The organism is Rhodoplanes sp. P11, from assembly GCF_964266735.1.
In the GTDB taxonomy this organism is placed as follows: domain Bacteria; phylum Pseudomonadota; class Alphaproteobacteria; order Rhizobiales; family Xanthobacteraceae; genus Rhodoplanes; species Rhodoplanes serenus.
In genome coordinates this window covers 140,574-162,941 of sequence record NZ_CAXWGY010000012.1, presented here as the reverse complement: position 1 = coordinate 162,941, position 22,368 = coordinate 140,574, and the positions used below count along the sequence as shown (strand labels likewise).

Annotated in this window: 20 protein-coding genes; 4 read left to right on the top strand and 16 right to left on the bottom strand. The window is 68.6% G+C overall.

Annotated elements, in window-relative coordinates:
• Positions 1–309: 309 nt before the first annotated feature.
• Positions 310–846, bottom strand: coding sequence for a bifunctional 2-polyprenyl-6-hydroxyphenol methylase/3-demethylubiquinol 3-O-methyltransferase UbiG (locus ACFQUV_RS10000; RefSeq protein ID WP_207211571.1), 537 nt, complete (start codon positions 844–846; stop codon positions 310–312).
• Positions 847–855: 9 nt separating this feature from the next.
• Here ACFQUV_RS10000 and ACFQUV_RS09995 point away from each other — a divergent pair, with 9 nt between their 5' ends.
• Positions 856–1,167 carry a hypothetical protein gene (locus ACFQUV_RS09995; protein WP_165364143.1) on the top strand — a complete coding sequence of 104 codons (312 nt, stop codon included), beginning with the start codon at positions 856–858 and terminating at the stop codon, positions 1,165–1,167.
• A 38-nt stretch (positions 1,168–1,205) separates the two neighbouring features.
• On the opposite strand, the gene ACFQUV_RS09990 is transcribed toward ACFQUV_RS09995, so the two are convergent.
• The 13 genes from ACFQUV_RS09990 to ACFQUV_RS09930 form a co-directional block, all read right to left on the bottom strand.
• A complete protein-coding gene (locus ACFQUV_RS09990; protein WP_165364144.1) occupies positions 1,206–3,053 on the bottom strand; it encodes a glycosyltransferase in 1,848 nt (615 codons plus the stop codon).
• A gap of 287 nt (positions 3,054–3,340) precedes the next feature.
• Positions 3,341–6,247, bottom strand: coding sequence for a glycosyltransferase (locus tag ACFQUV_RS09985; protein WP_129610972.1), 2,907 nt, complete (start codon positions 6,245–6,247; stop codon positions 3,341–3,343).
• A 291-nt stretch (positions 6,248–6,538) separates the two neighbouring features.
• Positions 6,539–7,096: a hypothetical protein gene (locus ACFQUV_RS09980; protein ID WP_378394732.1), complete on the bottom strand. Its 558-nt coding sequence runs from the start codon at positions 7,094–7,096 to the stop codon at positions 6,539–6,541.
• Positions 7,093–7,647: a type II secretion system protein GspM gene (gene gspM, locus ACFQUV_RS09975; RefSeq protein WP_129610947.1), complete on the bottom strand. Its 555-nt coding sequence runs from the start codon at positions 7,645–7,647 to the stop codon at positions 7,093–7,095. Before gspM ends, ACFQUV_RS09980 begins: the two co-directional genes overlap by 4 nt.
• Complete coding sequence (locus ACFQUV_RS09970) at positions 7,644–8,708, bottom strand: PilN domain-containing protein (protein ID WP_129610946.1); 1,065 nt, start codon at positions 8,706–8,708, stop codon at positions 7,644–7,646. Before ACFQUV_RS09970 ends, gspM begins: the two co-directional genes overlap by 4 nt.
• Complete coding sequence (locus ACFQUV_RS09965; RefSeq protein WP_129610945.1) at positions 8,705–9,613, bottom strand: general secretion pathway protein GspK; 909 nt, start codon at positions 9,611–9,613, stop codon at positions 8,705–8,707. The genes ACFQUV_RS09970 and ACFQUV_RS09965 overlap by 4 nt, the downstream gene beginning before the upstream one ends.
• Complete coding sequence (locus tag ACFQUV_RS09960) at positions 9,610–10,296, bottom strand: general secretion pathway protein GspJ (protein ID WP_129610944.1); 687 nt, start codon at positions 10,294–10,296, stop codon at positions 9,610–9,612. Before ACFQUV_RS09960 ends, ACFQUV_RS09965 begins: the two co-directional genes overlap by 4 nt.
• Positions 10,297–10,352: 56 nt before the next feature.
• Entirely contained in the window at positions 10,353–10,811 is a 459-nt protein-coding gene (locus ACFQUV_RS09955; RefSeq protein WP_378394729.1) for a prepilin-type N-terminal cleavage/methylation domain-containing protein, read from the bottom strand.
• A gap of 40 nt (positions 10,812–10,851) precedes the next feature.
• Positions 10,852–11,253, bottom strand: coding sequence for a type II secretion system protein GspH (locus ACFQUV_RS09950; RefSeq protein ID WP_244601708.1), 402 nt, complete (start codon positions 11,251–11,253; stop codon positions 10,852–10,854).
• A 49-nt stretch (positions 11,254–11,302) separates the two neighbouring features.
• On the bottom strand, positions 11,303–11,761 hold the full coding sequence (gspG, locus tag ACFQUV_RS09945) for a type II secretion system major pseudopilin GspG (RefSeq protein WP_129610941.1): 459 nt from the start codon (positions 11,759–11,761) through the stop codon (positions 11,303–11,305).
• Positions 11,762–11,766: 5 nt separating this feature from the next.
• Complete coding sequence (locus tag ACFQUV_RS09940; RefSeq protein WP_129610940.1) at positions 11,767–12,975, bottom strand: type II secretion system F family protein; 1,209 nt, start codon at positions 12,973–12,975, stop codon at positions 11,767–11,769.
• A gap of 3 nt (positions 12,976–12,978) precedes the next feature.
• A complete protein-coding gene (locus ACFQUV_RS09935) occupies positions 12,979–14,664 on the bottom strand; it encodes a GspE/PulE family protein (protein ID WP_129610939.1) in 1,686 nt (561 codons plus the stop codon).
• A gap of 34 nt (positions 14,665–14,698) precedes the next feature.
• On the bottom strand, positions 14,699–15,004 hold the full coding sequence (locus ACFQUV_RS09930) for a hypothetical protein (protein ID WP_129610938.1): 306 nt from the start codon (positions 15,002–15,004) through the stop codon (positions 14,699–14,701).
• Positions 15,005–15,052: 48 nt separating this feature from the next.
• On the opposite strand from ACFQUV_RS09930, the gene gspD reads away from it, so the two are divergent.
• A complete protein-coding gene (gspD, locus tag ACFQUV_RS09925; RefSeq protein WP_165364135.1) occupies positions 15,053–17,443 on the top strand; it encodes a type II secretion system secretin GspD in 2,391 nt (796 codons plus the stop codon).
• Positions 17,430–18,092, top strand: a complete 663-nt coding sequence (locus ACFQUV_RS09920) for an A24 family peptidase (protein ID WP_165364134.1) — start codon at positions 17,430–17,432, stop codon at positions 18,090–18,092. Before gspD ends, ACFQUV_RS09920 begins: the two co-directional genes overlap by 14 nt.
• A 33-nt stretch (positions 18,093–18,125) precedes the next feature.
• Here ACFQUV_RS09920 and ACFQUV_RS09915 read toward each other — a convergent pair whose 3' ends face one another.
• Positions 18,126–18,593 (bottom strand): tetratricopeptide repeat protein, encoded by a 468-nt coding sequence (locus ACFQUV_RS09915; protein ID WP_129610936.1) that lies wholly within the window; start codon positions 18,591–18,593, stop codon positions 18,126–18,128.
• A gap of 289 nt (positions 18,594–18,882) precedes the next feature.
• Between ACFQUV_RS09915 and ACFQUV_RS09910 the strand changes: the two genes are divergently transcribed.
• Entirely contained in the window at positions 18,883–19,638 is a 756-nt protein-coding gene (locus tag ACFQUV_RS09910) for a hypothetical protein (RefSeq protein ID WP_129610935.1), read from the top strand.
• A 302-nt stretch (positions 19,639–19,940) separates the two neighbouring features.
• Here ACFQUV_RS09910 and ACFQUV_RS09905 read toward each other — a convergent pair whose 3' ends face one another.
• A complete protein-coding gene (locus ACFQUV_RS09905; RefSeq protein WP_165364133.1) occupies positions 19,941–22,256 on the bottom strand; it encodes a S8 family serine peptidase in 2,316 nt (771 codons plus the stop codon).
• Positions 22,257–22,368: the final 112 nt, after the last annotated feature.

Here is a 22,368-nt window from a genome sequence, read left to right as displayed (position 1 = left end):
CTTGGAATGAGCTTTATGCTGTTAGGGCGTTCCTGAGCGACAACAAGGCGTGGCGCGTTCTGTTTTTCAACGACTATTTCGCCAAGCTGGAACGTCGCTTGATTGAAGAGACTTATCCGCGTCTCCTCAGGAACAGCGGTGGTGCGCTTTGGCTCCAGCGGCTGTGACTCCAAATATTTCAAGATCGTCAGCTGCCACTTACGGGCGACGACTGCCAGGCTTCCGTTAAATGCTGTGCCGTTCAGGATGTGAAGGCAGATCCGGAAGAACTCGACCAAGTCGAAATGTGCACGCATCAGCTTGTCCAGGCTATCCTGCGTGAAGAAGTTGCGGTGATCGCGCTCGAGCAGATGCCAGGGGAACGACATAGTGAGGAAAGCACGTAGGGATTGAGGACATGTCCGGCACCGTCGCGATAAACGTCGTGGCGGTGATGCGGGCGATCTCGGCGATGATCGCCTCAGAGTGAGGGATATGCTCGATGACCTCGGCTGCGACGACGGAGCCAAAGGCACGGTCTTCGAACGGCAAGGGAAGCGAGCCGTCGTAGAAGCGGACATGCGGCGCGACACCCTCAGCGAGCGAACTGCGGAGAAGGTCGTTTTTCACCTCGATGCCTTGCGCGTCGAGACCTCGTTGGCGCAACTCGCGGAGCAAGCCACCGCGGCCGCATCCGAAGTCGAGGATGCGGCCTGTCAATAACGACGAAAGCCGGCGGATGTCGCCATTCACCTCGAGGGGCGGAATCGGGGCCGAGCCATAAATGTCGTCTCGACGGTGCACGCTCCCGGCTGTGAACAGGCCGTTGTAGTGCCCAGTCTGCGTCTTGTAGTCGGTCGACGTCACCAACAACGATTGGTCCCCCGCAAGAACCTCGACGGATTGGATGTGCGTGCCCTCTGCGAGAAACTCGATCGTGTACCCCGCGAGTTCCAGGCCGAGTGGTACAAGGCCCTCGCGAACGACGCGGAAGCCGGCGATGCGGCGAGCGACGCTACCATTTACGCGGACCTGGATGTGGTCCGGAAAGCCATCGGTCGTCTTGGTCCAGCCACTGACACGCAGCAGCCCGCTCGGCTCAATCGACAGTGCATCGACGAAGGTAACGTCGGCGGTTTTCGCGATCTAAAACGTGATCGAGCGCATATTGATATCCTGCATCTTTAGAGATCATGAGGACGGGCCGAGGCACGATCGGAATAGCCTTAACACATCGTCGGCAGCCGCGCGATTCTCGGCGGAAATGCCGGCGCGAAGTGCTGCGAGGTGATCGAGAGGTTCGGGTTGTAGGCCGGATCGTGCGACAGCACGGCCGCCCATCGCTCCCGCACCTGGCGGGCCTCGCGGTCGAAATCCTGCTGCCGATCGGCGTTGTGCGGCCCGATGGTGGCCGACTCGTGATGATAGAACCAGACGTCCGGCGTCCACAGGATGCGCCAGCCGGCTTCGCGAACCCGGATGCACAGGTCGACATCGTTGAACGCGATTGCGAGGGTCTCGTCGAAGCCCCCGACGGCGTCGATCACCTCGCGGCGAAGTGCCAAGCAGGCGGCGGTGACGCAGGACAGATCCTGCTCGAGCGCCGCGCGGCCGCGATAGCCCGCCTCCCCGCGCGGCAGCCCGACGAACGCATGCGCCGCGAGACCGCCGAGGCCGAGCACGACGCCCGCCTGCTGCACCGTGTCGTTTGGATAATAGAGCATCGGCCCGACGCCACCGACGCCGTCGAGCCGCAGGCGGGCGACGAATCGTTCCAGCCAGTCGGGCGTCGTCACCTCGATGTCGTCGTTCATCAGGCAGACGACCGACCCCTCCGCCTGGCCCATCGCCCAGTTGTTGATCCAGGAAAAATTGAACGGCCGGTCCGGATAGGTCAGCACCCGCACCCGCGGGTCGTGCCGGAGGGTGGCGAGGAAGCGAGCCTGCTCCGGCACCCAATGGCGGATCTCGTTGACGACGAGCAGCACCTCGTAGTCCGGGTATGTGGTGCGTTCCAGCAGATGCCGAAGGCACGGCTCGACCAGGTGCAGCTTGCAACCCGACGGCATCACGATGCTGACGCGCGGCAGCGGCGCGCGTGACCGATAGGCGACCTGATAGGCGCCGCCAGGGCCGGGCCGCACGTCGGCCGTGATGCCACGGCGCTCCAGGTGCTCGGCGACCACGCGGGCACCGATCTCCCATACCGGGTCGGCACCGTGTTCCTCTGCCCCGCGATGGCACAGCACACGCGGAACGTGATGAATGCGAGATGGCGTCGTGTGCTCGCTGCATCGGAGCAGCAGATCGTGGTCCGCGTGTTCGACGAGGCCGCTGCGGAAGCCTCCCACCACCTCGATCAAGGTGCGGCGATAGAGGACCGGGCGGCCGACATAGTCGTGCGCCAGCAGCAGGGCCGGGTTCCAGTCGGGTTTGAAGTGGCTGTCGTGGCGGTGCCCCGCGGCGTCGATCCGGTCCTCGTCCGCATAGACGAGATCGGCGTCGGGATTCTGAGCGAGCGCATCGACCAGCCAGTACAGTGCGTGCTCGGACAGAACGTCGCCGGGCGCTAGACGAAGCACGAACGGGGCCTCGGTAGCAGCCAACGCCGCATTGGCCAGGTTCGCGACATTGGCGTCCGACGCGGTGATGATCCGGAGGCGCGGCTCGCCGCGCCTCGCCGCCATCGCCACGACGTCTGCGTTGCAAGCGGCCGGGACGGCGACACGAAGCTCCCAGTGCGGATAGAACTGTCGCACGAGCGAATCGAGAGTGCGCTCGATCGCCGCCGCCTCATCGCCGGCGGCCGGGACGATGACGGTGATCTCCGGGCGCACGGTCAGATGCTCGACCGCGTCGCGGAACACGGCACGGTCGGCTTCACCGAGGGTGTCGTAGGCTGTGACCCAGGCGTCGTACAGGCGGTCGGCGATCGATCCCTCGGTTCCGTGGGTCCGGAGGAACTGTGCGAGCGGGTTGATGGTGCCGGTCGCCAGCTCCGGGCGGCTCCCGAGATAGCCCCGCATGTCGAACTGCGGGCCGGGATCGCGTCCCTCCCGGGCGCCGAACGCCATGAAATGCTCAAACGGGTCGAGACCTGCCGCGGCCACGTCCGGGTTGCGGGCGAGATACCAGGCTCCGTCGAACAGCCCCGAGCGGCGAACGAGCGAGCGGTCGTCATCGATGGGAGCAAGATCTTCTGTCGAGCATTCGGTCGGGGTTGGATCGCTCGGGGCGGCGGGCGGGCGCGTACGCTGCCCGCCGGCAAGCCGGCCGAGCATGCGCCGCACGGCGTTTAGCAGTCCCGGGGGCGATTCTCGATCTCCTGGCGTCATGCCGGTCACCCGCGGTTCGGCCGTTCTCAGAGCAGCGACGTCTCGATCCACGACGACCACCTTCGCATGAAGCGCCGACGATCATCCCAATGCTCGTCACCCCGCGGGCGCGTTGCGTTCTCGAGGTGCACGATGGGGCCGCGATCGAGGATAGTGATGCCGTGACCCAGCCGGCCGATCTTCAGACAAAGATCGATATCCTGAGCTTCGGCCTCGTAGCCTTCGTCGAAGCCCCCGAGCTGTGCGAACAGCAATGAACGTGTCATCAGGCACGCCCCGGTCACGGCCGGCACCTGCCGTCGATCCTGACGATCGGTCGGGCGGGTGCGCGCGCCGGGATGGTGGCAGAATCCCTTGAGCGGGCCGTTCGTGAAGAAGTCGATTCCGCCGTGCTGCAAGGTGCCGTCCTCAAAGTACAGGCACAGCCCTACCGCGCCGGCATTCGGGTCGCGGTCCAGCTCGGCCGCCATGTCTGCGATGCAGGCGATGTTCTCGCTGATGCGCACGTCGTTGTTGAGAAACAGAACCTTATCGAAATGAACGTGGCCGAAGAAGCAGATGTTGTTGGAGCGCGAGAACTGGTAAACGAGATCCCGAACCACGGTGAGATGGGGTGGCGCCGCGTCGTAGAGGGCCTGCACGTCGGAATCGCGACTGCCGGTGTCGCCGATCACGATCTCGAAGTTCCCGTCGGGAAAGAACCGCTCGCGCACGCGGCTGAGATCGTCGACCAAGGGAACGATCAGATCAGGACGGTTCAGGTTGAGGATGACGACCGAAACGCCGGGCAGGAACGCGCGAGCGGCCGGCATGCGGGCCGCCATCACCCGTTCGGCTCGTGCGAGATTGTCGGAACCGGCGTAGACGTCACCGAATGGGGTGCTTTCGGGCTCGGCGCGCGATCGCCGTTCCGCTCGGTGTGGCGGCGCGATCGGGGGAAGGGCGGATCGCCCCTCGCGCCCACCGAACAGCAGGAAATGCACCAGCGGATTGATGCTGGCGGCCGCGACGTCGGGATTGCGCACGAGATAGTCGCGCGTGCTGAACTTAGGTCCTGGATCGCGCCCCTCGCGGGCGCCGAACACCACATAATGTCGCGCCGGATCGATGCCGGCGGCGGCGACGTCCGGATAGGTCGCGAGGTACCAGCCGGCGTCGAACAGGTCGGAGCGTGCCACCGCGCGGGCACCTCGCCAGTCGCGCAGCGGCCCGCGCGGTCCCTGACGGAGCGCGCGGGCGCCGAGCATCAGCGGAAAGCCGACGGCGGAGAACGGGAAGGATGCGACCGCCCGCCTCGTCTCGCGCAGCGGCGCGGTGATGCGCCAGGAGGTCGAGGACCGCATGGCGGCGATCTCGGCATCCCGCGCGGCGACGGCCTGGTGGATGGCGCCGATCTGGAGGTCACGCTGGCTGATGGCCGTCTCGAGAGCACCGATCTGCTCGTCGCGACAGGCGACAGCCCGCTCGAGCTCGGCTGTTCGCTCCTGCGAAGCCGTCTCGCGCGCCGTCCAACGGGCCAGCTCGTCACTGCGGCTCGCCAGCTCGGTCCCCGCTGCCACGAGCTGCTCGTTTCGGCTGGAGATCGCGGAATGAAGAGCACCGATCTCGGCGTTCCGATCGTGGACGCTCCTGGTAAGAGCAGCAATCTCGGCGTCCCGCGCAGCAACGGTCGTGTGGAGAGCAGCAACCTCGGCATTTCGATGGTCGACGGTCGTGTGGAGCGTGGCAAGCTGCGTCTCGCTCTCCCGGATCGCTGCGTCCAGTTCCGCTATGCGAGCCTCGAGCGCCGCCCTCTGAACGTCGCTGTTCGTCACGGCGGCCTGCTCGGCTTCGGTCGCGGCGCGAACGGCCGCCTCCAGGGCCTCGATGCGGGCCCGATCGCCGCCGATCTGTGCGTCGCGCTGAGCGACGGCCTCGGAGAGTTGCGCGACCTGCTGCCGGGTCGAGTCGAGTGCCGCGGTCAGCTCGCCAGCGTGGCGTGCGACCCGGCGCCCGACGATGACGGCCCGGCTGAAGGTTCGTCCCGCCTCGTCCATGGCGGTGCGGATGCGGTCGAGCGCGGCTGTGTCGTCGTCCCGCACGTCGTCGCGGGTCCAGCGGTCGAGGATCGCGAAGGCGGTGCGAATCCAAGGCGACATGGCCGAGTCGCCGATCACCAGAGCGTCTTCGCTGCGATGGTGCCGGTGAGTCGGCGACAGGAAGCCGTCGAGCTCGAGGTCGACCGCAGTCGATCGGCGCGGCCAGACGATCCCGAGCCTGTCGGCGATGAGGTCGGTCACCGTCCGGTGCCGGACCAGCAGATCGTCGTAACGGACATGAACCCGCTTCAGCTCCCGCGAGCTCGCCTCGGCGTCGATGACGTGGCGCAGCCAGATGAGCTTCCCGACTTCGGGATCGAACAGGTCACGCGCCGCCAGGGAGGCCGCGACCTCCAACGGATTGCGGATCGGCGACACCACCAGCGGCACGGCGCCGAACCGCTGCACGGCGTCGACCCAGAACGGCAGCAGGCGGCACAGGCGAGGGTCTTTCAGGACGAACAGCCGGCTCGCTCCGAATTCACCGGCGAGAACCTCCTGGGCGCGGTCCCGGAAGGTGTCGGCGACGGGCGAATCGTACCAAGCCGTGTTGAAGGGCTCCCAATCGTCCCAAGTCGTGCCCGCCGAGGCGAGGATCTCGTCGCTCAGCGCCACGCTCACACGCGACTCCCAATGGCCGGTCTCGTTGCCGGGCAGGGGCGGAATGAGGTTCTCGGGCAGGTCGCAGCCGCAGGCGTTCAGGGTTCGGGCGAGCGCGGAGGTGCCGCTCCGATGCATCCCAACGACGAGAATCGCGATCTTGGGCCGGGGAGTCGTGCCGGAAGAATACGTCGGTATCGGAAGAGGCGGTGTCGCTGCCGATTCGTTGTCCGGGGGGGCCTCCGTGGCATCCATGTCGAATTCCGTTATGTCGCGTCCTGGCACAAGCCGCCGCTGGGCGATGCCGTAGGGCGGTTGCTGGGTCTCGTCGATAAGCCGAAGAGCTGGCGCAATGTGCCAGCCGATGTCGCGCTATATCCGAGCCAAGACGGTTGGGTGCTGCTGTTTAACACGTTGCAGGGGCATCCAAGACGATCAGGCTCATGGTATGTCAATGACATTTGGCGATATCCCTCGCGCTCGCGTCGACCTCGGCCAGCGCTACACCCGTGCTCCCGGGGATCACAGACGGTTTGCATGGCCCCGTCAAGGCATGCCGCCCGATCGCCTCGGCAGTGCCAGGGTGATGGTTTCGCGGTCGTTCTCCAGGATCGCCTCCAGGCGGCCGATGTCTCGCAGCACCCAGCCGGCGTGTGACTCGCCGGGACGCAGCCGCACGAACGCCCTAGTTCGGTCGTCGCGGAACACGGCGACACGGTCGTCGCCGCTCACCACCGAACCGACCAGGGAGAGCGGGGGCGGCGCGGGTGGAGTCGGGGCTGGCGGGGGCGGTGCCGGTCGGGCTGGTGGCACCGATCCGGTGATGGCCGGTGCCGGCGGCCGCCGCGACGGCAGGAAGATCGGGCGCTCGCGGGCTTGGCGCAGCGTGCTCAACGGGATGGCCCACAGGGGATTGCCGGTCATGCCGCTCGGCATAGCTGGGTCCCCGCCCGATCGGCCGGGCTCGGCAGAGACGGAATCAGCCGAGACGGAGGCGGATGGATCGAAGCCGGTACGGGCATCCAGCGGAAGGGTGGCGCCGCCCCATGTCGCCAGCACGACGACGGTCACGAGCGCGACCGAGCTTCGGCGGTGGCCGGTCATGACGCCCCTCGCCAGCGCCCCGTCACGGACAGCAGAACGCGCGTCGGCGCATGCTCGGGACCCCCCGCGGTCTGCGGTGCCTGGACGACGAGCTGGTCGATGAATAGGAACGGCATTCCCGCCTCGAGGTCGTAGAGGAAAGCCTGCAACATCCGTTCGGGCATCTCGCAGCTGGCCGTGAGTGAGACGAGGCCCTGAGCCGATCCTGCACCCGGGAGCTCGACCTGGGAAGACTGGACGGTGCCACCGGCCCGGGCCACGGCGCTGGTCACCCGCTGGAGCAGGGCCGCCCCGGCCATCGCGATGGTGGTGCCTTCGAGGAAGGGGTCGCCGGCTGCCGTCGCCGCGATGTCGGTGCCGGGAGTGGTCGGGCGACGCGCCTCCAGCCGGTCCAGCAGGTCGGAGATCACCGCCACGGTGCGCATGCGATCGAGGATGCCGGCGACGCTGTCGGCCGCGACCAGCAGCAGGCCGGCTACCGTCAGCGCATAGGCGGCGGTGGCGAGACGCCGGCCCGCGGCCGACGTGGGGGCGATGCGGCTGGCGCTCATGACGGTGGCCCCTGGCGCGGCTGGATGGTGGCTTCGATATGGAAGCGCTCGCCGGGGTCGGAGGGGCCGCGGGTCGTCGGGGCGAAGAAGCTCGCCCGGGCGAACTCCGAGGACTGCTCGATCGCCCGGATCAGCCCCGGTGCATCCCGGGTGAAGCCGGTGAGCCGCAGGACGTTGCCCTCGATGCGGAACTCGGTGACGTAGCTGTGATCGGGCAGGAGCCGCGACACCGCCTCGAGCACCAGCACGGTCGGCTGTGTCTCGTGCTTGCGGCGCTCGAGCGAGCGCCGCGCCAGGGTGGCCGGGTCGGTGGCAGGGCTCTGACGGGTCATCAGGACGGCGCGCCGCCGCGACACCTCGCGGGCGAGCTCGTCCTGACGGGCGCCGAGGACCACCGACGCCGTCGCGCCGGCACCGATGCCGACGGCGGCGGCCGCCGCCGCCCCGGCGAGCCCGCCGATCAGCACTCGCCGCGCACGTCCGTGGTCGAAGCCACCGCGTGCCCGGTGCTCCAGCACCCGGACGGCCGGTCCGTCGGCGGCCGGGTCCGGCGGCGAGGCGAACACCGTCACGGCGCGGGCGCCCGCCGCCGCGAGGGTCTCGACCACGGCGGTGATCCGGCTGCGGTCCGTCGCCGCCACGGTGACGACGATCCGCTCGGCCCCCTGCGGGGCCGGCGGCGACCAGCCGAACGCTGCCTCGGAGACGCTCCACGGCGTCAGCCGGTCGATCTGCGAGCGCACGATCCCGTCGAGGAAGTCGGCGGCCTGGCGCGGCAGCTCCAGAGGCCGGAACAGGAATCGCGACGGATGCAGCACGAGCGCAACGGTCTTGCGGCTCGCCAGCGTTCGGAGAGCCAGGGGCGGTGCGCCCATGAGGTCGGTTTCGGCGAGCCGTGGCGGTGGTCGGCCGCCGTCCTCGGCGACGAACACACCCGGCTCGAGCTCGACGAGGCGGACGGCGCGGCGCCGCGACAGCTGCTCGACCAGCTCGACCAGCGTAGCCGCGACCAAGTCGATCCATCGCGACAGCGGAGCCAGCAGGGGGCGCAGGCTGGTCATCGGCGTGTATCCGGGCGAGCCGGCGCGTCGCTGCGGTCGGCCCAGGAGAGCGTCCGGTAGGGCTCCTCGTCCTGCGGGTCGATCAGCACCACAGTCTCGACCGCGATGGGGCGGCCGCTGTCGAGCGTGCCGTCGATGATCAGCCGGAAAGTCCGGCCGGGCTCGGCGCCGGCGTAGCGTGCCGCCGGGCCGAGCAGCGCGAGCAAGCGAGCCTCGTCGACGCCGCGTCCCCGCTGCGCCAGCAGCGCGTATGTCGTCTCGGCCGTCATGCCGGGCAAACTTGCTATGACCCCCGGGGGGGCCGCAAGGATGTTGACGGTCGGCTGACCGCTCAGCACGGTGACGAAGGGCAGCGCCCGCGCGACGAGAGCGTCCGGCAGGTCGAGCACGAGCCAGAGCTCCTCGACATGGGGAAATGCGGCCTGCCGCGGCCCGTAATCGCGTCCGGCAGCGCGGTACAGCGCCTGCTCCTCGGCGCCCTCCTCGGGACGGCTCGGCGCCTTGCGCCAGGCGAGGACGCGATCCGCATGGCTCTCCGCCTGTCGGGGGTCGGCCCCGATGGCGGCGAACAGGCCGGCCAGCAGCGCCTTGGGGGCCGTGTTGAGATCGATCCGGCCGGCCTCGGCCGTCACCTCGGTCCGCAGCACGGCGGTGCCGATGCGGAACGTGTAGGACGAGGCCGAGGGGTGGCGCGGCGCGGCCGTCAGCCGGTGGACGGCGAGCTCGACGGCGCCGCGGGCTGCCGCCTCGGCCCGCAGCCGCTCGCCGAGCGTGCCGTAGAGCGCCGCGGTGTCGGTGACGAACACCGCATAGACGGTCGCCAGCGTGGCGAGCGCTGCCATCATCCACAGCACCGCGACCAGCATGAAGCCGTCTTGGCCGGATCGCCGTGTCGCCGTCGTCATTGCGGTGAGCCTCCTCGCGGGGACGAAAGCCCGTCGTCTATGCCGTCGATGGCACGCCGGGCGGCCGGCCGCCCCTCCAGGCAGGCGGCGAGCGACTCCATCCTGGCGCAGCGGGCCGCGATCTCGGTGCGGATCTCGACCGTGGTGGAGAGTGGCAGTACCCGGGCGCTTCCGCTGTCTCGCACCGTCACCCGCACGGCGCGTGGCAGCTCGCGGCCGGCCGGCCAGGCGTCGCGCCAGCGGCCATCCGGTCCCGCGTAGGCGAAGGATACCCGATAGGGGGCCGTCACCAGGGCCACCGGATCGCGGAAGCTCGGTTGCAGGGACGCCATGGCGGCCCGCTCTGCTGGGCGGTAGGGTGCGCGGACCCGCACCATCGTGACGCCGCGCTCGCTGCCGATCTCCGCCAGGCGGATGATCTCCAGCCCGACCGTATTGGGGCCGCTGGCGCTGCGCACGAAGGTGACGGCCAACGCCGTCCCCTCGAACAGCAGATCGCCCGCCTCACCGGCGATCGGCACGATCTCGGCGGCGGCGAGATCGGTGACCAGCCGTTCGAGCCCGAGCGCCATCGCCTCGCCGCGCTGGACGCGCGTCATGCCCCGGTTCCAGCTCGGCAACCACTGGGCCGCGACGGTCGCCAGCGCCGCCACGATGGCGGCCGTGAGCGCGAGTGCCATCATGGCCTCGATCAGCGTGAACCCGGACCGTCCACCGCCGGGTGTGGCAGCCGGCCGGTTCACCCCGGCCTCCGGCCGAGCCGGGCGGTGTCGACACGGAGGACCTGGCCGTTGGGGGCCTCGACCCGGATCACGATGGCGAGTGGCGGGCGCGCCGGGCGGCCGCGCTCCGCCGCTGGTCGGGCGGGGTCCGGCGGGGGCTCGGCGAGCGCGACCGCGTCGACCCGCCAGCGATAGCCTGCGCGCATGCCGCCGAAGCTGCCCGGCTCCAGGCGCCGGCGGTCCGCGAGCCCGGCCTCCACCGCACGCGCGGTCTCCACCAGGACCAGCCGGGTCTCCAGCCCGGCCGCCTTGCGCACCGTGGTGGCGATCAGCGTGCCGATCGCCGCGAGCGATGCCGCGACCACCGCGAGGGCCACCAGGGCCTCGACCAGCGTGAAGCCGTCGCGGCGGGCGCCGTCCCGGCGCGGCCGCAGCGCCCCCGGCCGCAGCATCCGAAAGCCCTCGCGTGATCGCATGGTCGACGGTGAGCCGGCGTCCACTTCGCCGGAAAATGCTCTAGAGAGAACGAAGCGGCGCGACATCGATCCCTCCGGTCAGCCAGTCGACCCGCACCCGGTAGCTCTGCCCGGCCCGGCGCAGGGTGATGGCGCCGCCGCAGGAGACGCCGGACGGAAAAAAATGGATGCTGCGCTCGGTGCGTTGCTGATTGCAACGCGCCGCCAGGATCGCTTGGACGTCGACATCGGCGGGCAGCCGCACGGTGCGGCCGGTCACCGGCGAGGAGACGAGGCGGGCTTCGGCGTCCACATGGGTGGCGACCGCGATGCGCCGACGGATGGCGGCGGCGCGGTCGGCCTTGAGCAGTGCTGCCGTCTCCACCGCATAGGCCTCCAGCCGCGCCCGAGAGGTGCCGCGCGGCAACGCCGGGAGCACCAGTGCGGCGAGCAGCGCCACCATGGCGAGAGCGCAGACGGTCTCGACCAGCGTGAAGCCGGCCGACCCCGCCTCAACGGGACCAGCTGGTGATGTCGGTGCCGCTGCCAGCCCCGCCCTCCTGGCCGTCTGCGCCGAACGACGCAATGTCGAAGGCTCCATGCTGCCCCGGCGAGCGGTAGACGTAAGGGTTGCCCCACGGATCGGCGGGAACTGCCCCGCCCTTGAGGTAGGGGCCGTTCCACGACGCCGCGGTGCCGGGCCGCTGCACCAGCGCGGCGAGGCCTTCGGACGTCGACGGATACCGGCCGGTGTCCAGATAGAACAGATCGAGCGCGCTCGCGAGGCTCTCGATCTGGATCTTGGCGGCCTTGGCCTTGGAGTCGGTCAGATAGTTGAGCACCCGCGGGCCGACCAGGCCCATGATTAGCCCGATGATGGTGATGACGACGAGGATCTCGACCAGCGTGAAGCCGCGTTCGGCGTGCCGCGCCCGCCGAGCACGTCGGGATAGCAGGAACCAGGACCTCATTCGTCTCATCCTATCACTTGGGTCACCGACAGCAGCGAGGTCATGATCGACACGATCAGGCCGCCGACCACGATGCTGATCACGACGATGGCGAGCGGACCGACGATCGCCACCACCCGCTCGGTGCTGCGCTGGAGCTTGGCCTCGTAGAGATCGGCGATACGTCCGGCGATCGCCGGAAGCTTGCCGGTCTCCTCGCCGATGCGGATCATGCGGATCGCCATCGGGGGCAGCAGGCCGCCGTCGGCGAGCGCGTCGGAGAGCTTGCCGCCCTGCCGGACCCGACCGAGCGCGTCCGACACGGCGCGATCACCGCCCTGTGCCATGATGTCGGCGAGAATCCGCAGCGTGGCGGTGAGAGGCACCCCGCTGGCGAGCAAGATGCCGAGATTGCGGCTGAACAGGGCGGCCCGCCGGAGCGTCACAATCGGGCGGATGCCCGGAAGCCGCGACAGCGCCGCCATGACGGCGGCCCGCACAGCCGGCCGCGACAACGCCAGCCAGCCGCCGAGCAGCACGACGAGGAGGGAGGCCGCGACGGCGTCGCGCTCGTCCTCGAGAGCCGTCGACAGCGACAGGAACATCGCGACGATCGGATCGACCTTGGCACCGAAATCGCGCAGCACGGCGGCGAACTGCGGCAACACGAACATCAGGAAGAAGACGAGCACGCAGGCCGCGGCGAAGAACACGAAAGCGGGATAGCGCAGCGCGTCAGCCACCCGCCGCCGCAGCGCCTCGGCGCGGACCCGCTCGGTCGCGATAGTGTCGAGCACCGATTCGAGCGAGCCTGCCGTCTCGCCGGCTCGCACCAGCGCGACATAGACGGGAGGAAACAGCCCCGGATAGCGCGACAGCGCATCGGCGAAGCTCTCACCTGCCAGGATCTCGGCGCGCAACCCGGCGATCGTCCGGCGAAGCCGGCCGACGTCCAGATCGGTCGTCATCAGCTCGAGCGCCTCGTCGATGCGGGCGCCGGCGTCGAGCAGCATCGCGAGGTCGCGCGTGAAGGCGGTCACGTCCTCGGGCCGCGGCTGGTTGAACAGGGAGACGTCGCCGCGCCGGCGCGTGGGCGTCTCCTCGGGGACGGTCTCGATCGGCACCAGCCCGAGGAACTCGATGCGCTGCATCACCTCGGCGGCGTTCGGTGCCGAGATCGAGCCGGTGACCAGCTCACCGTTGGGCGCGATGGCGCGATAGCGGAACGTCGGCACGCCTCACCTCACCGTCGTCACCCGCAGGACCTCGGCGGCGGCCGTGATGCCGGCACGGCACTTGGCGACGGCGTCCTCGACCATCAGGGTCATGCCCTCGCGGCGGCCGGCGTCCTCGATAGTGGCGGCGTCGGTGTGCGGGCCGACGGCTTGGCGCACCGCGTCGCTCATCTCCAGCACCTCGAACACCCCGAGACGTCCGCGATAGCCGGTGCCCTGGCAGCGCTCGCAGCCGCCCGGCTCGTGCACCACGTCGCCGGCGGCGAAGCCGAGCAGGCCGTAGCGCGGCTCGGCGGCAAGGTCCTCCTGGTCGAGCGTTTGCCGCACCTTGCAGCGCTCGCACAGCACACGGACCAGACGCTGAGCGATCACCGCTCGCAGGGTGGATCTGAGCAGGAAGCTCTCGACGCCGAGATCGAGCAATCGCGCAAAGGCGGCTGCCGCCGTCTCGGTGTGGAGGGTGGTGAGCACCAGATGGCCGGTGAGAGCCGCATGCACGGCGATGTGGGCGGTCTCGGGATCACGCACCTCGCCCACCATGATCACGTCGGGGTCCTGGCGCACGAAGGCGCGGAGCGCGGACGCGAAGGTGAGGCCGATCGCGGGCTTCACCTGCGACTGGTTGATTCCCGGAATCTCGTACTCGACCGGGTCCTCGATAGTGAGGATTTTCCGGCTCGGCTCGTTCAGCCGGTGGAGCATGGTGGCGAGCGTGGTGGTCTTGCCGCTGCCGGTCGGGCCGGTGACCACCACCATCCCATGCGGCAGGTCGAGCATCCGCCGGATCTTCGTCTCGTCGGCGACCGACAGGCCGAGCTTGCCGATCTCCAGCACGCCGCGGTCGCGCGGCAGCAGGCGGATGACTGCCGATTCGCCGTGCTGGGTCGGCATGGTGGCGACCCGGATGTCGATCTCGGTGCGCCCGACGCGCAGGCGGGCGGCGCCGTCCTGCGGCAGCCGGCGCTCGGCGATGTTGAGCCCGGCGAGGATCTTAATGCGGGAGACCAGCGCCTGCGGCAGCGCACCGATGCGATCGGGCACAGGCCGCAACAGGCCGTCCACCCGCATGCGGACCACGAGGCTGTTGCGGAACGGCTCGATGTGGATGTCACTCGCCCGCAGCTCGACGGCGCGCTCCATCAGCTCGGTGACGGCGCGCACCACTGGAGCCCCGCTGGCGAGATCGCGCAGGCTCTCGACGTCGTCGTCGTCGGTCGGCGCCGCCGGCTGAACCGCCGCGGTCTGTCGACCGAGGTGCTCGCTCAATGCCGTGGCGATGTCCTCGAAGGAGGCGATCGCCAGACGGGGCGGCGCGCCGAAGACGATCGCAGCTGCCCGCACGGCTGCCTCGTCGCTCGGATCAGCGACCACGAGCAGATGGCGGCCGTCGGCGGTCCGGGCGGGAAGCACGCAGGCTTCCTGAAGGAAGCGGACGGAGAATTGGGACGTGGCGGCTGGCAACGCCATAAGCTCGGGCAGGCTCAGTCGCGAAAGCTTCCAAAAGCGGGCGACCTCGTCGGCAAAGTCGTGCGCCGACAGCTCGGTGGCTTCCCACAGCATCCGCAGCGATGATGCACCGACCGGGGTCGGTCCGGTCTGAGCACCCTGGCCGTGCTCATCCGCACGCGTCGCGAAGGCAGCCCGAATATGGGCGCGGAAGCAGTCAGCTGAGGTCTGCTCTATCGGCATGGCGGCTCGTTTCGCCATCGGCAAGAGGGCTGGCTCAGGGGGAGATTGCCGCTTCGGCGACGCTGCCGCCAGCCATATGTGGACGGTCGAGCGCACTGCCGTTGATCTGCCGGCCCGCGACCAGCAGCTCGATGGGGGCGTGAGTTCCGCCGGTAGGCTCTGCTGCGTATGGCATCATGCTGATCTGATCGAGCAGGGGCGGCTCCTGCCATAAGATCGAGAGTTCAATGGTTGCAACATTCGGAGTTGACTCGCCACAACCGGCCGGGCAGCTAAGTATACTTAGGATGACTTCGTATGTGTGGAACGTCTTGACAATTAAAGATTTATTTACCAACATAAATTCTCAGAGTCAATTTGAGTTACGCGCACGAAGGTGTTGCGCTCCATGGATGATCGGGTCGCCGCGAGGGCCTCGTTTAGGGACTGGACGGCCCGGTCGATCAGCATAGTCATCGGCGCCGTCGCGGTTGCCGCGGTGCTGATCGGTTGCAGCATGCCGGACGTGCCCTTCTATCGCGGCGAGACGCGGCCCCCCGACGTCGTCGAATCGATCCGCCGCCTTGACATTCAACCTCGTCAGCCCACCGACGCCGGCTCCGGTTCCTCGGGCATGTCGGCAACACCTCGGCCGGTGATTTATCCCGGCACTGAGCCCGTTACGGTGACGCAGGAGCGCGCCGACGGGCTGGTCGGCGGTGACGTTCCGGCGGGCACCGATGGATATGATTTGAATTTCGAAGGAGCCCCGGTCACCACAGTGGCGAAGGCCGTGCTCGGCGACATTCTCGGTGTCGGCTACACGATCGATCCGCGTGTCCAAGGCACCGTGACGCTCGCCTCCGGCCGGCCGATCCCCAGGTCGGAGCTGCCCTTCGTGCTTGAGAACGCGCTGCGCATGAGCAGCGTCGTCATGGTTCGGGACGCTTCCGGGTACAGGCTGATCCCCGCCAGCGATGCCCTCGGCACCGGCACGGCCGAGACCGGCGCAAGCGCCGAGGCCGGCTATGGCATCACCGTGATCCCGTTGCGCCACGTCTCGGCCCAGACGGCGCTGCGGCTGCTCGACGGCTTCGCGGTTCGATCGGGGGCTGCCCGGGCGGAGGCGACGCGGAATCTGCTGCTTGTCCAGGGCACCAGCAGCGATCGCCGGGCTGCCCTCGACACGGTGCTGAGCTTCGATGTCGACTGGATGCGTGGTCAGTCGGTCGGGATCTATCCGCTGCGCAGCAGCACCCCGGAGCCGATCATCGCCGAGCTCGAGCGCATCATGGACTCGGGCGAGGGCGGCCTCAGCCAGCAGCTCGTCAAGCTGGTGCCAGTGGCTCGGATGAATGCCGTCATGGTGGTGACCAAGAAGCCGGGGTTACTCACCGTGGCTGGCAAGTGGATCGCCCGGCTCGACCATTCGGACGCCGCCACCAACAGCCTGAAGGTCTACCGGGTGCGCTATGGCAACGCCCGACGGATCGCGTCGCTGCTCAACGAGATCTTCGTCGGCCGCGGCGGCGAGGTGGATGCCGCCAGTCCGGTCGCGCCCGGCAGCGGCATGACCGCAGCCGGGACGGCGGAGGGCGCGGGTGGGGGCGGAACGAGTGCCGGCGGAACGGGCTTCGGTGCCTCGTTCGGTCGCTCGGCTGGCGGGACCGTGCCGACCGGCACCGGAAGCGGGGCGGGCGCCGTCTCAAATCCCATCGCGGCGGGCTTCGGGGCGCTCGGACAGGGCACCGGCTCCGGAATGACGCCCGGCGGGCTCACCATCGCGGGCGGCCGCGATCCGAGCATCATCGATCCGGCGAGCGGTCCGCTCGGCAGTGGGCTCGGCGGCGGCGCCGTGCGGGCTGGACCCGGCATTCTGCCGAATGTCCGCATCACCGCCGACGCGGCCAACAACTCAATTCTGATCTACGCGAACCAGGAGCAGTACCGGATCATCGAACAGACCATCCAGCAGATCGATCGTCCGCAGCGCCAGGTGGCCATTGAGGGGACCATCGCCGAGGTCACCCTCAACGACCAGCTCAACTACGGCGTCCAGTTCTTCCTCAACAGCGCCAATCTCGGGCTCGGTCCCAACAAGGGTTCGATTCTCCAGACGGTGGGGGGCGCTGTGTTGCAGCGGGCTCTACCGGGCTTCAACTTGCTGCTCGGGCCGGAGGCGGCGCCCCGCCTCATTCTCGACGCGCTGCACCAAGTGACCGACGTCAAGGTGCTGTCCAATCCGACTCTGGTGGTGCTCGACAATCAGCTCGCGATTCTTCAAGTCGGCGACCAGGTTCCGATCGCCACCGGCACCGCCACAGTGCTGACTGGAACCACCACGCCGCCTATCGTCAACACCATCGACTATCGCAACACCGGCGTGATCCTACGTGTCATCCCGCGGATCAGCCACAACGGCCAGGTGGTGCTCGACATCGAACAGGAGATCAGCAACGTCGCGCCAACCCCGTCGGCCGCCACGCTGACCCCGACCGTCTCGCAGCGGCGGGTCAAGAGCTCGATCTCGGTGGCGAGCGGTCAGACCGTGGTGCTCGCCGGCCTGATCAGCGACGAGAGCAGCCGCAACAAGGATGGCATCCCAGTGCTCGACGCGCTGCCGGGGATCGGCGATGCGTTCTCCAGCAGCAAGAACCGCAAGAAGCGCACCGAGCTGGTCATCTTCATCCGGCCGCAGATCATCCGCGACAGCGTCGATGCTCATGTCATCGCCGAGCAGCTGCGCGCCAAGATGGGTGGGCGGGTGGTCGGCGACTGGTTCCCCGATGCGGTCCGCTGAGGGCGCGGCGGAACCCGCCGGGCCTCCGCGGATCGACGATCGGCGGGACGATGCCGCCGGCGGTCTCGGCCAAGCGCCACCCGAGTCGGCGGCGGTGCTGCGCTCCGAAACGGTTGCGGCCGCGATTGCGGTCGGTGGTGTCGTCGCCGCCAGCATTGTGGTTGCCCCGAGCCTCGGTGGTGTCCTCGGCGCTGGGCTGGGCGTGGTGGCGATCGCCATCGCGGTGGTCGATGCGCGGCACTTCATCATCCCTGATAGGCTGATCGTGCTCGGCGGGGCGCTCGGCCTCGTCGCCGCCTGCATCGGAACGGCGGAGCCGTGGATCACGGCTGGCGCGGTGCTGCTGCGCGGCGGTACTGCTGCACTGACACTGCTGGTCTTTCGCGAACTCTACCGCGTGGTGCGCCGGCGCGAGGGCTTCGGTCTCGGCGACGTCAAGCTCGCTGGTCTTGCCGGGGTGTGGCTCGACTGGACCACACTGGTACTGACGCTCGAGGTGGCGGCGTTGGCGGCGTTGGCCGTCTATGCCGGACGACGGCTCGCGGCAGGTCGTCGCCCGGCGATGATGGACCGGATACCGTTCGGCCTGTTTCTCGCCCCGACCATCTGGGCGGGGTGGCTGTTCGAGGGAATCATCGGCCTGCTGTAGCCGAGAGGTGCGGTTGCGGGCGCCTTCGGGTAGTCAGAAGCCTTCGCGCCGCGGTCGGAACGAGGCGGCGAGGAACTGAGCCTGGGCGAGCGCGATGGGGCTGAGCTTGGTCGCCACCGCGTCACGAATGCGAGCGCTGATCTCGGCCTGGCCGGGCGGCGCGCTAGCGGTCGCCAGCGACAGCCACATGTAGGCCTGCACGTAGTCCTGCGGCACCCCGTGGCCCTTGTCGTAGAGAAGCCCGAGGAGATATTGCGCCCGCGGTTCGCCCTGGCAGGCTGCGCGTGTCTGCCAGCGCGCCGCCTCGACATAGTTCTGCGGGACGCCCCGGCCGATCTGATAGAGGAATCCGAGGCGGGTCTGAGCCTGCGGGTCGCCTCGCTCGGCCCGCCGGACGAGACCAGCGATGCCGCCGGTCGGATCTGACGCCGCGTGTCCGGGACCCGACACTGCAAGGGCGACGAGCACGGTCGAGGCCGTCCATGCGGCGATCCGGAGCATGCCCCGCCGTGTCGTGCGCGTCACACCTGCCTCCGAGAGCTGCCGTCAGTATACCCGGGACGGCCTTGCGGTCGGCACGTCGGAGTCGCGGCCACCGCCCGTCCGCGACAGCGTCTCAGAAGCATGCCATGGGGCCTTCGACCACTCAACCGGCGCTAGGCTTTGGGGGGTGGCGAAACGTTTCGGTGGGCTGCCCGAAATGCTAGCCTGGTGCCGAGGCGGCAGAGGCGGTGGCCCGGGCCGCCGTAGCGAGGGCGTGATGGGATCGCGGCGAGCACGATGGCGAGCGATGATGATCGGAGCAGCCGTCGCCGCTGCGGCCGCCAGCCTGTCGACCGGGATCGCGACGGCCGCGCCGCCCGAGAGCCGTTTCGAGGTGAGTCCCGACAGCCGCACCGTTCACATCCGGGTCGACGGTGTCTCGCGGCGGGAGGTCATCGAGCGCCTGTTCGATGGGCGCAACGTGGTGCTTGAGTGGCACGATCCGGCATTCGCGGCCGAGCCGGTGAGTGGCGTCTTTCGGGGGTCTCTGGCGCAGGTCGCCCGTCGGCTGCTCGGCGAGGCCAACTACGTGATGAGCTACACCGCAGGTGAAGCGCCCCGCCTGTCTCGTCTCGTCGTCATGGGCAAGACCCGGGCAGAGCCGGGAGGCTCCGCGGCGCCTGTGGTCGCGAATCGGGACGAGCGGCCGGCGAGCCGGGCGAGCGGCGTCAGCGCGCCATCGCCCCATCCGACCGATCCGACTCTGGATCGGCCCAGTCGCGTTGTCGCTCTGCCAGCGGCCCCACCGCAGCCCTCGCGGTTATCGAGCGATCTGCCGATCAGGCTGGCGGCCGACCCGCGATCGGCAGTGCTTCCGGAGACTGCGGCGGGGAGCCCGGTTGCGAATCCGTCTCCCTCCGCGCTGGTGCCCGAGCCCCATCCGGTCGAGATCAGCATTGCAGCCATGATGCCGGGTACGCCGGTGGAGAGCATCGAGCCGCCGATGCCCGGACCGATCGCCGAGGGGATCGTTCTCCCGGCTCCAGCGCTGGCCAGCGAGTAGACCGGCGGGTTCGGCGATGAGCTCGCCTCGGCCTCGGCGAGCCCGTCCCGAGCCTCCGAGCGTGAGCTGATCGCAGTGTCCGCTTTCGGCGTGGCAGCGCCAGGTTTCGCCTGGGTTGAACCTCGGCCCTCGCCCGCCGTCGCCGGACCAGGGGGCGCACGCCCTTTGGCGCCCTTGATAATATATAAGCGATGCGGCCGGCGAGTTGCCCTCGCCAGCCGCTTGTTCCAGAGACTCTCCAAGCCCGCAAATCTCGTCAGCGAGCCGCCGATTGGGGGCGGTGGGGCGGAGGTTGCTGCCTCTCACATGGAGTTCGCCTTCTGGACGACCCAGTTGCCGTCGATGGTGCTGATCCCGGCGGATGAGGCTACCGACGCGCCGTTCATGAACCACGCTGCCAGCACGCCGCTTGTGTGACGCCAGAGAAGGTCGCTCCTGCCGTCGCCGTTGATGTCGCCGGTCTGCTCCATCGTCCAGTTGCCGTCGACGGTGGCGACCGCCGCAGATTGCGTCACGGTGGCCCCGTTCATCAGCCACATGGCGATGACGTGGCTAGAGTTCCGCCAGAGAATGTCACCCCTCCCGTCACCGTCGAAATCGCCGGTTCCGGCGACCGACCAGCCCGTGCCGACCGAGCCGACGGCGAGGGACTGCAACACCGTCCCGCCGTTCATCAGCCACATCGCCAATGCGCCGGTGTCGTGCTTCCAGAGGATGTCGGCCTTGCCGTCGCCGTTGAAGTCGGCGATGCCGGCCACCGACCACGAGGTGCCGACCGACCCCACCGTCAGCGACTGCGAAACCGTGGCGCCGTTCATCAGCCACAACGCGACGCCGCCACCGGAGTGCTTCCAGAGAATGTCGCCCTTGCTGTCCCCGTTGAAGTCACGGGTGCCGACCACCGACCAGCCGGCGCCGACCGATGCGACACTGAGGGACTGAGAGACGGCTCCGCTGTTCATCAGCCACATTGCGACCGTGCTGCCGTTCTGCCATAGGATGTCGCTCTTGCCGTCACCGTTGAAGTCACGGGTGCCGACCACCGACCAGCCGGCGCCCACCGTCGCGACGGCGAGGGACGACGTCACCGTGCCGCCGTTCATCAGCCACATGGCGACGCTGCCGCCCGAGTGCTTCCAGAGGATGTCGCTCCGCTGCTCGGCACTGAAATCGTGGGTGGCGACCGAAGAACCGCAGCCGAGCTGCTGCGCCGCCAGCCCGACGCGAATTCGGTTTCGAGTCAGTGTACCACCGCTCCGTGAGTCGCTGATCGCGACGCCGGTGCTCTGCAATGCCGAGAGAATCTCCGCGACGGTCTTGCTCGGGCAAACGCTGCGGATGGCCGCGAAGGTGCCGGCGACATGCGGGGTCGCCATCGAGGTGCCGTTGAAGATGGCGTAGGTGGTGGTGCTCGACGGCACAGTCGGGATCGACGACAGGATGCTCGATCCGGGCGCCATAATGTCGACCGGCGTGCCCATATTGGAGAAGCTCGAGATCCCGTCCGACTTGGTCGAGGAGCCGACCGTCACGGCGGATGAGATGCATCCCGGCGCGCCGACACCGTTGGTGTAGTAGTCGTTGCCCGAGGCGATGACGGTGGCGACACCGAGCGCGAGCAGCGCATCGATGGCGGTCTTTCGTGAATCGCCGTCGCAATATGTCGTGTAGTTTCCGCCGCCGAGGCTCATGTTGACGGCGGCGAGCTTGACGCCGTTCGCCAGATTCACCGCGTTGGCGGCGACCCATTCGAGGCCGAGGATCTGGTCGCTGACATAGGCGCGGACGTCATCGGGTCCAGTAAACCGCGTGAACACCTGAACGGCGACGATCTTGGCGTTCTTGGCCACGCCGTTCGACGGCTCGCCGGCGTTCGACGACGTGTTGTAGCCGGCCGCGATGCCGGCGACATGCGTGCCGTGATCGCAGAGCTGGGTCGAGCCGACGATGCAGGATGCGACGTCGACACTGGACGAGCCTGTCCCGGTCTGGCTGGTCAGGCCGTTCGGGCACAAGGTCGTGCCACCACTGCCTCCGTTGGAGAAGCAGGCTTCCGCCACGACACGGCCGCTCACGAACTCGTGATTCGTCTGGAGGCCAGTATCAAGAATCGCGACGGCCTGGCCGTTGCCGCTCGCCCCGGACGAGTATCCGCCGGCGCCCGTCATCCCGACCAGCGGAACGCTCTGGATGAGCCGGATCGTGTCGAGCCTGTTGGGATGGATACGGACGACACGTCCATCGGCAGCTAGCGCGTCGATCTCGGCTCTGGTGGCGTTGATGGCGAACATCGGGCTGATCGACATCAGTTGGAGCGATCGATTGAAACCGACGCCGGCCCGCGGGGTCGCCACGCTGCCGAAATGCGTGTTGATGATTGCCGCCTGCTGCGCCGCGATCCTGGCCTTCAGCGAGGCGAGGAAGTCGGGATCGTTCCTGAACTCGCTGCGAGGGGTCGGAGACTCGAACTCGACAATAATGGCCGCGTGGCCGGTGCTGTCGAGAGTCGAAGAGATGGCCGTGAAATCAGTCGCCTTCTGACGCAGTGCGGCGTCTTGAGCCCGCACCGCCGAAGCATCGGCGAGGACCATCGCCCACACGAGCGCGGTGCCGGCCATAGTAGATGCAAGTATCCGGAGCGACATTCCGGGCGGCGGCATTGTTCGAGCCGTGCTGCTCGGGTTCTGGAAGGCGAAATGACGAACCATGGACGTGAAACCAGACTTCATG

Excerpts from the sequence above, each read along its gene's own strand:
- ACFQUV_RS09990 (WP_165364144.1), bottom strand. The coding sequence starts at position 3,053 with ATGGCGTTCGGCGCCCGGGAGGGACGCGATCCCGGCCCGCAGTTCGAC.
- ACFQUV_RS09985 (WP_129610972.1), bottom strand. The coding sequence starts at position 6,247 with ATGGATGCCACGGAGGCCCCCCCGGACAACGAATCGGCAGCGACACCG.
- ACFQUV_RS09980 (WP_378394732.1), bottom strand. The coding sequence starts at position 7,096 with ATGACCGGCCACCGCCGAAGCTCGGTCGCGCTCGTGACCGTCGTCGTG.
- gspM (WP_129610947.1), bottom strand. The coding sequence starts at position 7,647 with ATGAGCGCCAGCCGCATCGCCCCCACGTCGGCCGCGGGCCGGCGTCTC.
- ACFQUV_RS09970 (WP_129610946.1), bottom strand. The coding sequence starts at position 8,708 with ATGACCAGCCTGCGCCCCCTGCTGGCTCCGCTGTCGCGATGGATCGAC.
- ACFQUV_RS09965 (WP_129610945.1), bottom strand. The coding sequence starts at position 9,613 with ATGACGACGGCGACACGGCGATCCGGCCAAGACGGCTTCATGCTGGTC.
- ACFQUV_RS09960 (WP_129610944.1), bottom strand. The coding sequence starts at position 10,296 with ATGATGGCACTCGCGCTCACGGCCGCCATCGTGGCGGCGCTGGCGACC.
- ACFQUV_RS09955 (WP_378394729.1), bottom strand. The coding sequence starts at position 10,811 with ATGCGATCACGCGAGGGCTTTCGGATGCTGCGGCCGGGGGCGCTGCGG.
- ACFQUV_RS09950 (WP_244601708.1), bottom strand. The coding sequence starts at position 11,253 with ATGGTGGCGCTGCTCGCCGCACTGGTGCTCCCGGCGTTGCCGCGCGGC.
- gspG (WP_129610941.1), bottom strand. The coding sequence starts at position 11,761 with ATGAGGTCCTGGTTCCTGCTATCCCGACGTGCTCGGCGGGCGCGGCAC.
- ACFQUV_RS09935 (WP_129610939.1), bottom strand. The coding sequence starts at position 14,664 with ATGCCGATAGAGCAGACCTCAGCTGACTGCTTCCGCGCCCATATTCGG.
- ACFQUV_RS09930 (WP_129610938.1), bottom strand. The coding sequence starts at position 15,004 with ATGTTGGTAAATAAATCTTTAATTGTCAAGACGTTCCACACATACGAA.
- gspD (WP_165364135.1), top strand. The coding sequence starts at position 15,053 with ATGGATGATCGGGTCGCCGCGAGGGCCTCGTTTAGGGACTGGACGGCC.
- ACFQUV_RS09920 (WP_165364134.1), top strand. The coding sequence starts at position 17,430 with ATGCGGTCCGCTGAGGGCGCGGCGGAACCCGCCGGGCCTCCGCGGATC.
- ACFQUV_RS09915 (WP_129610936.1), bottom strand. The coding sequence starts at position 18,593 with ATGCTCCGGATCGCCGCATGGACGGCCTCGACCGTGCTCGTCGCCCTT.
- ACFQUV_RS09910 (WP_129610935.1), top strand. The coding sequence starts at position 18,883 with ATGATGATCGGAGCAGCCGTCGCCGCTGCGGCCGCCAGCCTGTCGACC.
- ACFQUV_RS09905 (WP_165364133.1), bottom strand. The coding sequence starts at position 22,256 with ATGGCCGGCACCGCGCTCGTGTGGGCGATGGTCCTCGCCGATGCTTCG.